Source organism: Nonomuraea roseola (assembly GCF_039535395.1).
Classification (GTDB): domain Bacteria; phylum Actinomycetota; class Actinomycetes; order Streptosporangiales; family Streptosporangiaceae; genus Nonomuraea; species Nonomuraea roseola.
The window spans coordinates 616279-629952 of the sequence record NZ_BAAAXC010000005.1 but is presented as its reverse complement, the minus strand read 5'-3'; the positions used below and the strand labels follow the sequence as shown (position 1 = coordinate 629952).

At 70.4% G+C, this 13674-nt stretch carries 15 protein-coding genes; 8 read left to right on the top strand and 7 right to left on the bottom strand.

Annotated elements, in window-relative coordinates; all coding sequences use genetic code 11:
- Positions 1 to 78: 78 nt before the first annotated feature.
- The 6 genes from ABFX55_RS04925 to ABFX55_RS04900 all read left to right on the top strand — a co-directional run bounded on the left by ABFX55_RS04925 (position 79) and on the right by ABFX55_RS04900 (position 4389).
- Positions 79 to 720, top strand: a complete 642-nt coding sequence (locus ABFX55_RS04925) for a hemerythrin domain-containing protein (RefSeq protein ID WP_346118019.1) — start codon at positions 79 to 81, stop codon at positions 718 to 720.
- A gap of 78 nt (positions 721 to 798) precedes the next feature.
- Positions 799 to 1224 (top strand): DUF4267 domain-containing protein, encoded by a 426-nt coding sequence (locus tag ABFX55_RS04920; RefSeq protein WP_346118017.1) that lies wholly within the window; start codon positions 799 to 801, stop codon positions 1222 to 1224.
- A 28-nt stretch (positions 1225 to 1252) separates the two neighbouring features.
- Positions 1253 to 1468, top strand: coding sequence for a DUF4267 domain-containing protein (locus tag ABFX55_RS04915; RefSeq protein WP_346118016.1), 216 nt, complete (start codon positions 1253 to 1255; stop codon positions 1466 to 1468).
- A 137-nt stretch (positions 1469 to 1605) separates the two neighbouring features.
- Positions 1606 to 2916 carry an FAD-binding oxidoreductase gene (locus ABFX55_RS04910; protein WP_346118014.1) on the top strand — a complete coding sequence of 437 codons (1311 nt, stop codon included), beginning with the start codon at positions 1606 to 1608 and terminating at the stop codon, positions 2914 to 2916.
- A gap of 506 nt (positions 2917 to 3422) precedes the next feature.
- Positions 3423 to 3743 (top strand): hypothetical protein, encoded by a 321-nt coding sequence (locus ABFX55_RS04905; RefSeq protein WP_346118012.1) that lies wholly within the window; start codon positions 3423 to 3425, stop codon positions 3741 to 3743.
- Between the two features lie 202 nt (positions 3744 to 3945).
- Positions 3946 to 4389, top strand: a complete 444-nt coding sequence (locus ABFX55_RS04900) for a MarR family winged helix-turn-helix transcriptional regulator (RefSeq protein ID WP_346118011.1) — start codon at positions 3946 to 3948, stop codon at positions 4387 to 4389.
- Positions 4390 to 4462: 73 nt separating this feature from the next.
- Here ABFX55_RS04900 and ABFX55_RS04895 read toward each other — a convergent pair whose 3' ends face one another.
- Genes ABFX55_RS04895 through ABFX55_RS04885 form a run of 3 tightly spaced genes read right to left on the bottom strand, consistent with a single transcriptional unit; the run spans position 4463 to position 7094 of the window.
- Complete coding sequence (locus tag ABFX55_RS04895; protein WP_346118009.1) at positions 4463 to 5122, bottom strand: response regulator; 660 nt, start codon at positions 5120 to 5122, stop codon at positions 4463 to 4465.
- Positions 5119 to 6276, bottom strand: coding sequence for a histidine kinase (locus ABFX55_RS04890; RefSeq protein ID WP_346118007.1), 1158 nt, complete (start codon positions 6274 to 6276; stop codon positions 5119 to 5121). Before ABFX55_RS04890 ends, ABFX55_RS04895 begins: the two co-directional genes overlap by 4 nt.
- Entirely contained in the window at positions 6273 to 7094 is an 822-nt protein-coding gene (locus tag ABFX55_RS04885; RefSeq protein WP_346118005.1) for a CPBP family intramembrane glutamic endopeptidase, read from the bottom strand. Before ABFX55_RS04885 ends, ABFX55_RS04890 begins: the two co-directional genes overlap by 4 nt.
- Before the next feature lie 261 nt (positions 7095 to 7355).
- Here ABFX55_RS04885 and ABFX55_RS04880 point away from each other — a divergent pair, with 261 nt between their 5' ends.
- Positions 7356 to 8267, top strand: a complete 912-nt coding sequence (locus ABFX55_RS04880) for an alpha/beta fold hydrolase (protein ID WP_346118004.1) — start codon at positions 7356 to 7358, stop codon at positions 8265 to 8267.
- A 121-nt stretch (positions 8268 to 8388) separates the two neighbouring features.
- On the opposite strand, the gene ABFX55_RS04875 is transcribed toward ABFX55_RS04880, so the two are convergent.
- The 3 genes from ABFX55_RS04875 to ABFX55_RS04865 are packed head-to-tail and all read right to left on the bottom strand — an operon-like array spanning position 8389 to position 11326.
- The gene (locus tag ABFX55_RS04875; protein WP_346118002.1) at positions 8389 to 9516 is read right to left on the bottom strand and encodes a serine hydrolase domain-containing protein; all 1128 of its coding nucleotides are present in this window, start codon (positions 9514 to 9516) and stop codon (positions 8389 to 8391) included.
- Positions 9517 to 9563: 47 nt separating this feature from the next.
- Positions 9564 to 10385, bottom strand: coding sequence for an ABC transporter permease (locus tag ABFX55_RS04870; RefSeq protein ID WP_346118000.1), 822 nt, complete (start codon positions 10383 to 10385; stop codon positions 9564 to 9566).
- Positions 10382 to 11326, bottom strand: a complete 945-nt coding sequence (locus tag ABFX55_RS04865; protein ID WP_346117998.1) for an ATP-binding cassette domain-containing protein — start codon at positions 11324 to 11326, stop codon at positions 10382 to 10384. The genes ABFX55_RS04870 and ABFX55_RS04865 overlap by 4 nt, the downstream gene beginning before the upstream one ends.
- A 58-nt stretch (positions 11327 to 11384) precedes the next feature.
- Here ABFX55_RS04865 and ABFX55_RS04860 point away from each other — a divergent pair, with 58 nt between their 5' ends.
- Entirely contained in the window at positions 11385 to 12194 is an 810-nt protein-coding gene (locus tag ABFX55_RS04860; RefSeq protein WP_346117997.1) for a TetR/AcrR family transcriptional regulator, read from the top strand.
- 143 nt (positions 12195 to 12337) lie between these two features.
- Here ABFX55_RS04860 and ABFX55_RS04855 read toward each other — a convergent pair whose 3' ends face one another.
- Positions 12338 to 13480, bottom strand: a complete 1143-nt coding sequence (locus ABFX55_RS04855; RefSeq protein WP_346117995.1) for an FAD-dependent oxidoreductase — start codon at positions 13478 to 13480, stop codon at positions 12338 to 12340.
- Positions 13481 to 13674 lie beyond the last annotated feature (194 nt).

Sequence of the window (13674 nt, the reverse complement as noted above, 5' to 3'; positions counted from 1 at the left end):
CTTCCAAATCGGTTCCAAGTGCCTTCCAAACGCCGGGAGCAGTCTTAACACGTCGAACCGATGAAGGGCAGGAACGAAATGAGCGTCAACACCCAGGACATGGAGATCGTCCACCGCGCCTTCCGTCGCGAGTCGCGGATGCTGATGGAGCTCGTCGCGGGGGTCGCCCCGGGCGACACCGCTCGCGCCAAGGTGATCGCCGACCACTTCCGCGACTACCGGCTGGGACTGAAGAACCACCACGAGGGTGAGGACGAGCTGCTGTGGCCGCCGCTGCTGTCCCGGGTCGATCTGGAGGCCGACATCGTGCTGCGCATGGAGGCCCAGCACGAGCGCGTCGCGGCCACGCTGACCAGGCTGGACGCGGCGGTCCCTGCGTGGGAGGCCGCCGCAGGGGCGGACGAGCGCGACACGCTCGTGGCCGCCCTAGCCGACCACCGGGCCGTGCTTCTCGAGCACCTCGACGACGAGGAGGCCACTCTCCTTCCGCTCGCGGCCGAGCACATCACCGAAAAGGAATGGGCCTCCCTGGGCGACCACCTGGTGGCCAACACGCCCAAGTTCACCCTGCTCACCCTCTTCGGCCTCGTCCTGGAGGATGCGAACCCGGCCGAGCGCGCCACGCTCCTGTCCGCCCTTCCCGCTCCGGTACGCGGCATCTGGCACATCATCGGGCGCCCCCGCTACGCCCGCCACATCAGCCGCGTCCGCGCCGCCTGACCAGACCCACAGGACTCCCAAGCCCACCAAGCTCCACGAAGCTCACCAAGCTCACAAAGGACGCGCAGGAGAAGAACAATGTCACTGAAGAAGATCAACACCGTCGTGGCCGCCGCCTTCATCCTCTTCATCCTCTGGTTCGGGGTGGAGTTCATCCTGAGGCCGGAGACGGTGGCGCCGGGCTTCGGCCTGCCGAGCTGGCCGTCCGGCGACGGCGGCGGCTTCCTGATCATCAAGGGAATCCGCGACGTCGTCTTGGCCCTGGTCCTGGGCATCCTGCTGGTGACGGGCCACCGCCGGGCGCTGGGCTGGGTGCTGCTGGTGGAGGCCCTCGCCGCGTACGGCGACATGACCACCGTGCTGGCCCACCACGGCTCCGTGGCCACCGCGCTCGGCGTCCACGGCCTGACCGCGACGCTGATGGTGGTCAACGGCCTGCTGATGATGCGCGAGACCCGCAAGGTCGCGGCCGCTCCGGCGACAGCCGCCCCGCAGCCCGCCTGACGCCACCTTGGCGCGTGTCGGCGTTCGCGTGCGCGACACCGCCTCAGGGCTGTCCATCTTCATCGTGCTGGCCGGCGGGACGACCCACCTGTTGGGCTGGTTCATGCTGGCCGCCAGCGCCATACCCGTCGGCGACGCGGTGATCGTGCTGCGCAGCAACGGGCCCAAGGCGGTCGCCTACGGCATCCACGGCGCCACCGCCGTGGTGATGCCGACGATCAGCGCGCTCCTGCTCATCGCGTAACCACGCGGTCCGGCGACCGGAGCTCTTCGAAGCGTCCCGCCATCCAGCAGCCGGTCGAGCTGGACCAGAACAGCGCGGTCAGGGCGCAGCACGGTATTCCTTCGCATGTTCTGAGAACTCGAAAAAGGGAGACGACGATGACGATCAACGATTTGCGCGGTGTCCTGAAGGGGCGCGTGCTCCTGGCCGATGACGACGGCTTTGAACAGGCGGCCACCGCGTGGAATCTGACCGTCAGGCAGCCGGTGGCGGCCGTGGCGGAGGCCGCGGATGCCGATGACGTGGCGGCGCTCGTGCGTTACGCGCGGCGGGCGGGTATGACGGTGACCGCGCAGCCGAGCGGACATGGCGCCTCGGGTGATGTGGAAGGCCTGATCCTGTTGCGTACCGGCCTGCTGAACGAGGTGGAGGTACGCGCGCAGGAGCGCGTGGTCCGGGTGGGCGCGGGCGTGAAGTGGGGGCAGGTGCTGGCGGCGGCCGGTCCGCTGGGTCTGACTGGGCTGGCCGGCAGCGCGCCGGGGGTCAGCGTGACCGGCTACACCCTGGGCGGTGGGGTCGGCTGGTTCAGCCGCAAGTACGGCTTGGCCTCCGACAGCGTGCGGGCTATCGACATCGTGGACGCCGACGGCGAGCCCGGCCGGGTGACCGCCGAGTCCGATCCCGAGCTGTTCTGGGCGCTGCGCGGCGGTGGCGGGGACTTCGCGGTGGTGACCGCCCTCGAACTCGAGCTGTATCCCGCGCCAGTCCTGTACGGCGGGCGTGTGATCTGGCCGGAGCACCGGACCAGGGAGGTGTACGACGCGTTCCTGGAGATCACCGCCGAGGCGCCGCGTGAACTCAGTGTCTGGATCAACCGGCTCCAGCCCCCCGGCGCGCCGCCGATGGTGACGCTGGATCTGGCCTACCTGGGTGAGGCGGCTCAGGGGCAGGACCTGCTGGCGCGCATCGACAAGATCGAGGGCGCGATCTCCGACAGCCGCGGCGTCGTCCCGGTTGCCGACCTGGGGGGCATCGCCGCCGAGCCCACCGATCCGGCCCCATCCATCGCTCGTGCGGAGTTGCTCACCGGCCTGGACGCGGACGCGGTGGAGCTCCTGCTGGCCAAGCCGGTCGAACCGCTCATCAACGTGCAGATCAGGCACCTGGGCGGGGCGCTCGCCGAGCCGGGCGGCGGGGCCGGTGCGAGCGGCGCTGTGGCTGAGCCGTACCTGCTCGGCCTGGTGGGCCTCGGCCTGCCGCACGCGGCCGATGCGACGCGCGCCAAGCAGGCCGAGGTCGTGGCCGACCTGGAGGCCTACATCAGCGGCCGCAAGCCGTACACCGTGCTGTCCCCCGGTGACACGGCGGCGAAGTCCTTCTCCGGCAGCGCGCTCGCGCGGCTGCGGGAGATCAAGCGCGCCCGTGACCCGCACAACGTGTTCCGCGCGAACTACCCGGTGCTCGGATAGATCGGTTCCCGGCAGGTCTTGGTCCCTCCGCCCACCGGGGCGGCGGGGCCACACCGAACCCGCGTGACGGATGTCGCCGCGAGCACTGTGAAGGGCACACCCTGTCCGGAGACATCGCCTGGTCAGAGGAGCCAGACCGCGTGATCGAAGCCCGCCCGCCAGGGTGACGGTCAGATCTCGTCGTCTTCGGCGCCGTCCGGATCGCGCAGGTCGCGGATGGTGCCGGAGGCCAGATCGGGAAGCAGGAAGTTGTAGGCGCCGTGCACGTTCTTCCCTGGGGCGCCACAACTTCGCCCTGCCGGAGATCATCCGCGACGGTGCCCTGCGCCCGCTGCGCACACCCGCCACCGGCCGCGTCCGCTCCGGGTTCCTCGGCCACGACCGGCTCGGCTCGGCGATGAGCCGCGCCGACATCGCTGTCCGGGCGGGGCATCACCGTCTGAGTGCGTGTATGCGGACCGGGCTCTTGTCATCCGGCGTAGGCGATGTCCAGTTCCCTTGCTCGGATGGACTTGCTGCTGCTTCGCAGGGAGCGCAAGGCATTGCCGATCACTGGGAGCCGGAGGCTGCGCGCCATGACCGGCCGGAGGGCGATCTGCCGCTGGTTGCCGGGGGTGACGACGCGCGGCGGCCTGGCCGGCGACGAACAACACGACAAAGTAGCCGCCCGATCGGCGGCCCGGCGCTCTCTCCACGATCACCGGATCCCAGCCGATGCGCCGAAGGCCGATCGCCGTGGCGATGCCGCTGGCGCCGAGACCAACGACCAGGGCCCGTCTCCTGCTGCTCAGCGAAGTCATGGCTTTCTCCTTGGAAGTGACGGCTAGGGGACGAGAACGATGCGGTCGTCGGTCTCGGCGGTCCACGCCTGCGCGACCTGGGCGAGGGGTACGGCGTGGGCCCGTACGTCGATCCGTCGATCACCTGGCGCGGCATCGGGTCGCGAGGCGTCCCCGGGCGGCGGCGGTGCCGACCTTCCTCGCTCATGCATGGTTGGTATTGCCAACCATTCCGGACTAGCATGACAGCATGACCGCCACCGACGATGTCGTGGACGCCCTCGTCCGGACCACCTTCGAGGTGGCAGGCGTGCTGACCCGCATCGGCGGCGAGCACGATTTGTCGCTCACCCAGCTACGGGTGCTCGGCATCCTCCGCGACCGCCGCGCCCGCGTCACCGAACTGGCCGCCTACCTCGGCCTGGACAAGTCCACGATGTCCGGCCTCATCGACCGCGCCCAGCGCCGGGGGTTGCTGACACGCGGCAAGAACCCCGAGGACGGCCGGGTGGTCGAGGTGTACATGACCCCAGCCGGGCTCGAACTCGCCAAACGCCTGGAGGACGACATCCGGCGCGCCCTGGCGCCCACGACCGGCCGCCTGGACCCGGAACAGCTCGATCGACTCGTCAACCTGCTCAACGTCGTCTCGGCCCGCACACATGCCGCAGCCGGGCCGACGGCGGCGTGCTGATGGGCGAATAGGGCCACGGTCAGTTCCTGATGTCTGGCGGCCTCGCCCCATCAAGGTTTCCGGGCGGTGTGTCTCAGGTCACCAGGCCCCTGCGGTAGGCGTAGACCACCGCCTGCACGCGGTCGCGCAGGCCGAGCTTGGTGAGGATACGCGACACGTACGTCTTGACGGTCTCCTGGCTGATCACCAGGGTGGCGGCGATCTCGCTGTTGGACTGGCCGTCGGCGATCAGGCGCAGCACCTCCAGCTCGCGCGGTGTCAGCGCGGTGTCGTCCGGGGTGCCCTCGGTGGGGCGGATCCTGGAGGCGTACCTGCCGACGAGCTGCCGGGTCACCTCGGGGGCCAGCAGCGCGGCGCCGGTCGCGACGGTGCGGATGCCGTGCAGGAGCTGCGCCGGTGGAGCGTCCTTGAGCAGGAAGCCGCCGGCCCCCGCGCGCAGCGCCTCGTAGACGTACTCGTCCAGGTTGAAGGTGGTTACCACGAGCACCTTGACCGGATGCTCCACCCCGGCGCCGGCCAGCAGGCGGGTCGCCTCGATGCCGTCGAGCACCGGCATCCGCACGTCCATCACCACGATGTCGGGGCTCAGGCGCCGGGCGAGGTCGACAGCGGCGCGGCCGTCGCCGCACTCGCCCACCACCTCCATGTCGGGCTGCGCGTCGATGATCGTCGCGAAGCCGGTGCGGATCAGCGCCTGGTCGTCGCAGACCAGGACCCGGATCGGCGCGGTCACGACGGGCTCCCCGCAGGGATGATGGCCCGTACGAGGAAGCCGCCGCCCGCCTGCCGGTCGGCCCGGAACTCGCCGCCGAGGGCTTCGACCCGCTCGCGGAGCCCGGCCAGGCCGCGCCCGCTTCCGCCGGGAGAGGCGGCGGCCAGGGAGCCGGAGCCGTCGGTGCTGACCGCCACGCTGATCTCCTTCTCGCCGTAGCGCACGCGAACCACGGTGGGGCTGCCGTGAGCGTATTTGAGGGCGTTCGTCAGGGCCTCCTGGACGACCCTATAGGTCACGAACTCGGCGCTGCCCGCCGATTCCGCCGGGCTGCCCTCCTCGGTGAACTCCACCGGCTGACCGGCCCGGCGGGTCTGCTCCACGAGCGTGTGGAGCTCACCGGCGGTCGGCATGCTGACGTCGGTGTCGTGATCGGCCCTGAGGAGGTCGAGCATGTGCCGCAGGTCGGCGATGGCCCGCCGGCCGGTGTCGGTGACGGCGCTCAGGGTCGCGTCCAGGCGGTCGGGCGCGGCGGTCAGGTAGCGTGCGGCCTCGGCCTGCACGACCATGGCCGTCACGTGGTGGGTCACGACGTCGTGAAGCTCGCGGGCGATGCGGGTCCGCTCGGCGGCGCGGGTGACCTCGGCGACGTGGCGGCGGCGCTCGGCCTCGGCGGCCCGGGTGGAGCGCAGCCAGGCGCCGATGCCCCACGCGAGCGCCAGCGCCAGGTAGAACACCACGTACCCTTCCGGCCTCTCGGTCGCGCCGAGCCGGCCGAGCGCGACCGCCAGCGGCACGTACGCCATGGAAAGGAGGAGTACGGTGACGCGCCGGTGGCGCTCCAGATGGGCGCCCGCGCTGATGAGCGCGATGGGCATCGCGGTGCTCGCGAACACGTGGTAGGCGTGGAGCTGGTCGAGGGCGAAGCCGAGCGACACCAGGACGAGACAGACGGCCGGCCACCGCCGGCGCACGGCGAGCGGAAGGCACTCCAGGGCGATCACCACGAGCGCCAGCGCGTCGAAGGGACGAGCCGGCAGGTCGCCGACCTGCGTCCCCTTGCCGTGGAGCGCCGGCAGGAGCGATGCGACGGCCAGCAGCAGCCCGAACGGCAGATCCCGGACCACGACGTCGCACCGCCGCCACAGGTCCGTGACCCGCCGTAGATCGATCATCGGGCGAGCGTAGCGGTCGCGCCGCGCCGGAGCGGGACCACGTTGCCGCGCCGGCGGGCCAGCCACATGAACCCGACCGTCAGCAGCAGGCCGAACACCACCGCGTACGGGCTCGCCTCCGGCCCGAACGCGCCGCCCGTGAGCAGGGCAGGGCCCGACGTCACGCCATGTAGCAGCCCCTGCGTCGCGCCGTTGCCCGAGACCTCCGTGCCGAAGATGCCGGCCGCCGCGAAGTTCCAGCCGAAGTGCACACCGATCGGCACCCACAGGGTGCGCGTGGCGGCGTAGGCGGCGGCGAGCATGCCGCCCGCCTCGATCGCGATGGCGATCGCGCCCCACAGGTCGGCGTGCGGGTTGAACAGGTGCGACAGGCCGAACAGCAGGCCTGTCAGCGCCAGCGCCGTCCACGTTCCTGCGCGTTCCTCGACGATCCTGAACAGGATGCCGCGAAACAACAGCTCCTCCGTCACCGCGGCGGCGGCCATGAACCCGAGCAGCCCGACCGCGCCCGCCGGCGAGCCCAGGCCGTCGATGCGGTAGCCGCCCACGAGAGCGATGTTCACGATGACGGCCGCGAACAGCGCGACACCGATCAGCGCCCCTCGTGCGATCGCGCGGGCGGCGCCTTGCGCCGCCACCTCCACCGGTGCGCGGCGCTCGGACCACCGCACCGCGCGGGCGTACACGAACAGTGCGAGCACGGCCGTCGCGACACCGAGGACCAGGGTGAGGTACGGATTTCCCCCCACTGCCTGCACGCCCGCGCTGCCGATGGCGGCGACCGCCGCAACGGGCACGAGCTGCTTCAACAGACGCATGACGACTCCCTTGCCTCCTCCCGCGGCCGGTGCGCCGCGGGTACGCCGACAAACGCTAGGGATCCGGCGCTCCGGGATCGTCCCCGCACCGTGGACATTCGCCGGTAGCTCGCACGGGGGACAGGCGCATGTCCACCGTGCGGGGACGATCTCGGACCGCGCGATCCGTAGCGTTACGACGCAGCCACGGCGCTCCGTCCGCTTTGCCCGCTACACCGCCGTGTGCCTCACCCCGCGTCGACTCCCTCACTGGAGGACCTCATGCTCCGCAAGATCAAGACATCCGTTGCGGCCGCGCTGTGCTGCACCGTGCTCGGCGCGGGGGTCGCCGGCTGCGATGGCGACGCGGTGGAGAACTGGGACCCCTTCGCCTCCGCCACGCGGTCAGCCGATGCCGCCCCGATCTCCGGGTCCGAGAAGATCGAGGTCGCGGGCCGTTCGGTGAACGTGTCCTGTTCCGGCGACCCGGCGAAAGGCAAGCCGGTCATCGTGCTGATGCACGGAGGGGGCGATGGGCTGGACAAGCTGGCCGCCGTCCAGAAGACGCTGAGCAAACAGAACCGGGTCTGCTCCTACGACCGGCTCGGCGCGGGCGCGAGCGACCGGCCGGACGGCCCCCAGGACTTCTCCAGCACTGGGAAGATCCTGACCCGGGTGCTCGACCGCGTCGCCGGTGACCGCCCGGTCGTCCTGGCCGGGCACTCGCTGGGCGGGCTGATCGCCGCGAGGTACGCCCCCGACCATCAGGACCGGGTCAAGGGGCTGGTCCTGATGGACGCCACACCGCCCACGATGCTGGGCGACATCACGAAGGCGATCCCCGAGTCCGCCAAGGGCCCGGCGGCCGAGTTGCGCGCGCAGAACCTCGCGATCTTTCAGGGACAGAACCCGGAGAAGATCGTCATCACCGACGGCAAGGTCCGCTCCGCCGGAGACATCCCGGTCGAGGTCATCACGCACGGCAAGCCGTACCTCCAGGCCCTGCCCGAGTACGGGCCGCGCCTGGAGAAGGCGTGGGCCGCTGGACAGCGCAAGTGGCTCGCGCTGTCCAGCGGCAGCACATTGAGCACGGCCGCCAACAGCGGGCACTACATCTACGTCGATCAGCCCGATGTCGCCGTCCAGGCCATCGAGCGCGTCACCGAGCAGGCCGCACGTCAAGCGCATCGATGATAGAGGCGTCCTTGCCTCCAGCTCCGCCCGCAGTGAGCGTCACGATGGCAACGCCCCGGGAGGTCGCGAGGCAAACCGGTCCGCGCACCGCGGCATGCGGCGGGCTCCTCTGGCCATCCGGTCAGCCGAGGGTGACGCCGTACATCGCCTTGATGATCTTGATGGGGATGTCCAAGGTCTTCGGCTCGATGTTGGCGTGGATGACGACGCTCTGCTGGCCGTCGTCGGTGCTCAGCGCGAGGGTGAAGGATCCCGGGAGGGTGCCGCTGACGCCACGCACGGTCAGGCCGTCCATCCCCGCGCTGTCGAACTCGATCACGCCGAGGCCGTAGCGGGCATGCGGCAGCCAGACGACGCTGTCGTTGGCGACCGTGGTCCACATCTCCTGGTGCTGAACCGGTGGTAGCAGGTCGCCGGTCGCGATCGCCTTGAGGAAGCGGGTCAGGTCTTCGGTGGTGGAGACGATGCCGCCGGCCGCCCAGCCCCATGAGGTGTTGAGCGCGGTGACGTCGATGGGCGGCTTGTCATGGTCGATCATTGACGCCCAGTTCTCCGCGGTGAGCATCGCCGGGTCGACGCCGTCCTTGAGGGCGCCGGCAACGTAGGGCGTGGGATGCGGGCGGAGATAGCTTGTGGCGTCGGCGGGCCGTACGTAGGTGTGGGTCAGGCCGAGCGGCCGGATGACTGTGCGTTCGACTTCGGCGGCGTAGGTGTTGCCTGTGACCTTCTCGATGATCGCGCCGGCCAGGTAGTAGCCGCCGTTGGCGTAGATGAACTGCTCGCCCGGCTCGCCGGCCGGCGGCTGGGACACCGCGAGCTTCACCAGCTCTGAGGTGGTCCAGATGCGGGTTGGCTGCGCGGCGATGCTGTGCTGTAGTTCGGGTGCGAGGCCGGTGAGGAACAGGCCGCTGGTGTGGTTGAGCAGATGTCGAATGGTGATCTTGTCGCCGTCGTAGCCGCCCGTCTCCATGACGCCGGGCAGCCATGTGTTCACCGGATCCTCGAGGCTCAGCCTGCCTTCGGCGGCCAGGGCCAGCACGGTGGCGGCGGTGAAGGCCTTGCCGGAGCTGCCGATGTGCAGGTACTCCCCGGGCTGACGCCGATGCCCGGTGGCGAGGTCGGCCACTCCTGCGGTGCCGAACCATGTTCCGTCGGCGTTGTGAACTTCGGCGACGATGCCGGGAATGCTGTCCTCGGCCACAGCCCAGTCCAGGATCTGCTGCACCTTTTCGTGGATGTCGTGTGCCATTTGATGCCTTTCGGAGGAGAACAAGCGGTGTGCAGGTGCTCGGGCGTTCAGCGTCCTCTGCGCATGTAGGCGCGGAGCGACAGCGGGACGAACACCACCAGCAGCGCGGCCGACCAGAGCAGGACGGCGGCCACCGGATGCGCCAGTGGCCAGGCCACGTCGCCGGACGGGGTGCCCGGATTGCCGAACAGCTCCCGTGAGGCGGCCGTCAGCGCGCTCACCGGGTTCCAGTCGGCCAGGAAGCGCAGCCAGCCCGGCATGCCGTCGGTCGGGACGAACGCGTTCGACAGCATCGTGAACGGCAGGAACAGCGGCACCATCGCGTCGGCGACCTGGTCGTTCTTCACTGCCAGGCCCACATAGACGCCCACCCAGCTCAGCGCGTACCGCAGCACGATCATCAGCAGGAACGCCTGGGCCGTGGGGATCAGGCCGCGGTGCGGCTGCCAGCCCACCAGCAGGCCCGCGCCCACCATGATGGCCAGCATCAGCAGGCCGGTCAGCAGGTCGGCGCCGGTCTGCCCGAACGGCACCGCCAAGCGCGCCATCGGCATGGAGCGGAACCGGTCCATCACCCCCTTGGAGGCGTCGGAGGCCATCCGCTGCATGACCCCCATGAGCGAGGAGAAGGTCACCATCGCGAACAGGCCGGGCATGAGGTACTCGCGGTAGTCGCCGCCGTCCGGCACCTGGATCGCGCTGCCGAAGACGTACCCGAACAGCACCACCATGACGGCCGGGAAGATCAGCGCGGCGACGAGCTCTCCGGGCTCCTGGCGCAGCCGCCCCAGCTCGCGGCCGACCAGGGTCAGCCCGTCGGCGAACGTCCAGCGCAGGCGATGGCCCAGCGGTGGGGTGAGGGCGGTCATCGTACGGGCTCCTTGCGGTCGGTGAGGCGCAGGAACACCTCGTCGAGGGTGGGGCGGCGCAGTCTCACGTCGGCCGCGGCGACCTCGGCGCGGTCGAGCTCGCGCACGATGTCGGCGAGCCGCAGGGCGCCGCCGGGCAGGGCGACGCTGAGCCGGTCGGCGCCCGTCAGCGTGGGATCGCTCCCGGTCAGGGCGTTCAGTACGGCCGCCGCCGGACGCAGCGCGGCGGGGTCTTCGAGGACGACGTCGAGGCGGTCCCCGATCGTGGCCTTCAGCTCGTCGGGAGTGCCGGTGGCGATCACCTGCCCGTGGTCGATGACGGCGATGGCGTCGGCCAGCCGGTCGGCCTCGTCCAGATACTGGGTGGTGAGCAGGACCGTGGTGCCGTCGGCCACCAGCTCGCGGACGCTGTCCCAGATCTCGCCGCGGCTGCGCGGGTCCAGGCCGGTGGTCGGCTCGTCCAGGAAGAGCACCTCGGGGCGCAGGATGAGGCAGGTGATCAGGTCGAGGCGGCGCCGCATGCCGCCGGAGTAGCCGGCGACCTGGCGATCGGCGGCGTCCGTCAGGCCGAAGCGGTCGAGCAGTTCGTCGGCCCGCCGGTGCGCCTGTCGCCGGGACAGGTGGTAGAGGCGCCCGAACATGCGCAGGTTGCCGCGACCGGTGAGCTTCTCGTCCACGGCGGCGTACTGGCCCGCGAGCCCGATCCTGGCGCGCACTTGGCCGGCCTCGCGGACGACGTCGTATCCGGCGATGCGGGCGTGCCCGGCATCGGGATCGGACAAGGTCGCCAGGATGCGCACCGCGGTCGTCTTCCCCGCGCCGTTGGGCCCCAGCACGCCGCAGACCGTTCCTCTCGGAACGCTCAGGTCCAGCCCTCGCAGCGCATGGGTGTCGCCGAAGGACTTGTGCAGCCCCTCGGCGACCACGATCGGATCAGGCATGACCCCTCCACTGGGTACGTTGTACGCGGTTGCGGGTCAGGTTAGATTACTGGGTACCATGTACGCAACTGGGGAGGAGGAGACGGTGGCCGACGCCGAGTACGTGAACATCTGGATGCGGCCCGAACGCCCCGCCCGCGGGCCGAAGCCGGTCTACAGCCGCGCGCAGATCACCGAGGCGGCCGTCCGGATCGCCGACGCCGAGGGGCTGGAGGCCGCCACCATGCGGCGGATCGCGGCCGAGATCGGCGCCGGCGCGATGTCCCTCTACCGGTACGTCCCGAGCCGCGACAACCTGGTCGAGCTCATGGCCGACCGGATGATGGGCGAGATCGACGTCACGGGCATGCCCTCGGGCGACTGGCGCGCCGACCTGACCCGCTACGCCGACGGGCTGCGGGCCATGTGGCTGAGGCACCCGTGGATCGCCACCGTGCAGCGGTCACTCCCCAGCTTCGGCCCCAACCAGCTGCTCTTGATCGAACGGCTGATGGGAGTGCTCGACGCCTTCGTCTCCATCGACGAGAACCTCGGCCTCATGGCCATGCTGAACAGCTACATCGAGGGCACCGTCCGCGAGGAGATCAGCTCGGCCAAGGAATTCCGCCGCAGCGGGCTCAGCGAGTCGGAGTGGATGGCGCGGAGCTACCCGTACATCGAGCGGCTGGTGAAGAGCGGGGAGTACCCGATCTTCACCAAGATCGTGATGGAGGCGCGCCAGCCTCACCTGAGCCGCGACGACCAGTTCCGGTACGGGCTCCAGCGCGTCCTCGACTGCATCGCCGCGGCCCTCCCATCAACGGCCGAGCTTCCGATGTCGGCCCACCGAGAGGGACGGGAAGGACAGGACGGGCCCGCCGGGTCGTAGTAGAGGGGGGTGAGGGGGACGCCGTCCAGCTCCAGGCGGCGGCTCATGGCGCCTCGCCGTGCTCACGAGCGTGTTGTCGAGCATCGCCAGCATGTCGCCCAACAGCGTCCACCGGACACGTCGATCATTGGTGTCGGTGGTGTTCACGGCTGCGTGTTGTCCTGGGCGAAGTCGGGCAGCTCGTCGGACAGCAGCTGCTCGGTGCCGCCCTCCAGGAGCTTGGCCATCTCGGCAGCGCGGGGCAGCATGGTGCTTTCGTAGGCGCGGACGGCGTCGGCGACGGTGGCAGAATCCGCCAAAGCGACGGCGAGCTCGCTGGCGTCGAGCATGGCGAGGTTGACGCCGACGCCGAGCGGGGGCATGAGGTGGGCCGCGTCGCCGAGCAGGGTGACGGTCGGGTTGTGCGCCCAGGTGTGTGGGACGGGGAGGGCGAAGATCGGGCGGTCGACGTAGAGGCCGTCGTTGCCGCCGATCAGCTGGCGCAGGCGCGGCGACCATCTGGCGTACTCCTCAAGGAGCAGGGCGCGGATGGCGTCGGTGTCGTCGATGGTCAGGCCGCTTCGCTTGATCCAATCGACCGGGACGCGCCGGATGAGGTAGACGCGGATGTGATCGCTGCTGTTGCGTTGGGCGAACATGCCGCGGTCGCCGTCGGCCGCGGCGGCGCCGCCCTGGCCGACCAGCTCGGCGATCTCGGGGTGCAGGGTCTGGACGTCGGAGAACCACACCTCAAGGAAGCTCACCCCGCTGTACTGCGGGACGGTGGGCGAGACGGCCGGGCGGACCCGGGAGAAGGCGCCGTCTGCGCCGATGACCAAGTCCGTCTCGAGGGTCGTGCCGTCGGCGAAGTGCAGCAGGCGCGGCCCGTCGGCGGGGCCGCTGATCGAGGCGAGGGCGCGGCCCCACTGCACGGTTCCCGGCTGCAGCGAGCCCAGCAGCAGGTCCCGCAGGTCACCGCGGTTGATTTCCGGCTTGAACAGCTCGCCGTCCTCGGGGACGTGATGGAACAGGATCTCGCCAGCGGGGTTCATCTGGCGCATCTCCTGCCCCTCAGGGCGGGCCAGGACCAAGAACTCTTCCAGCAGGTCGGCTTCGCGCAGTGCGATCTGGCCGCTGTCGGCGTGCAGGTCCAGGGTGCCACCCTGATCGCGGGCGTTCGGGCCGCTGTCGCGGTCATGGACGGTGACCGCCAGACCGCGCCGCTGCAGGATTCGTGCGCAGGTCAAGCCGCCGGGCCCGGCGCCGATGATGGCGATGCGGGCGCGGGCGGGCGCAGAAGACGTCATGACTGATTCCTTTCGGTCAGTGAAGAGCGGGACTCGGGACCTCGGGGCGCCTGAGCCGGGTCTTCCGGCCAGGCGCCTCGCAGACAGGTCCGTGGTGGCAGGCCCACGGCTAACGGAAGCGGTGACGGGCGAAACGCCTGGATCCTGCACCGTTCGGGTCTCGTGGCTCCCACGCTGCACACTAGGTATAAAAG

Coding starts and splice junctions, on each gene's coding strand:
- ABFX55_RS04925 (WP_346118019.1), top strand. CDS start 79: ATGAGCGTCAACACCCAGGACATGGAGATCGTCCACCGCGCCTTCCGT.
- ABFX55_RS04920 (WP_346118017.1), top strand. CDS start 799: ATGTCACTGAAGAAGATCAACACCGTCGTGGCCGCCGCCTTCATCCTC.
- ABFX55_RS04910 (WP_346118014.1), top strand. CDS start 1,606: ATGACGATCAACGATTTGCGCGGTGTCCTGAAGGGGCGCGTGCTCCTG.
- ABFX55_RS04905 (WP_346118012.1), top strand. CDS start 3,423: ATGGACTTGCTGCTGCTTCGCAGGGAGCGCAAGGCATTGCCGATCACT.
- ABFX55_RS04900 (WP_346118011.1), top strand. CDS start 3,946: ATGACCGCCACCGACGATGTCGTGGACGCCCTCGTCCGGACCACCTTC.
- ABFX55_RS04890 (WP_346118007.1), bottom strand. CDS start 6,276: ATGATCGATCTACGGCGGGTCACGGACCTGTGGCGGCGGTGCGACGTC.
- ABFX55_RS04885 (WP_346118005.1), bottom strand. CDS start 7,094: ATGCGTCTGTTGAAGCAGCTCGTGCCCGTTGCGGCGGTCGCCGCCATC.
- ABFX55_RS04880 (WP_346118004.1), top strand. CDS start 7,356: ATGCTCCGCAAGATCAAGACATCCGTTGCGGCCGCGCTGTGCTGCACC.
- ABFX55_RS04875 (WP_346118002.1), bottom strand. CDS start 9,516: ATGGCACACGACATCCACGAAAAGGTGCAGCAGATCCTGGACTGGGCT.
- ABFX55_RS04870 (WP_346118000.1), bottom strand. CDS start 10,385: ATGACCGCCCTCACCCCACCGCTGGGCCATCGCCTGCGCTGGACGTTC.
- ABFX55_RS04865 (WP_346117998.1), bottom strand. CDS start 11,326: ATGCCTGATCCGATCGTGGTCGCCGAGGGGCTGCACAAGTCCTTCGGC.
- ABFX55_RS04860 (WP_346117997.1), top strand. CDS start 11,385: ATGTACGCAACTGGGGAGGAGGAGACGGTGGCCGACGCCGAGTACGTG.
- ABFX55_RS04855 (WP_346117995.1), bottom strand. CDS start 13,480: ATGACGTCTTCTGCGCCCGCCCGCGCCCGCATCGCCATCATCGGCGCC.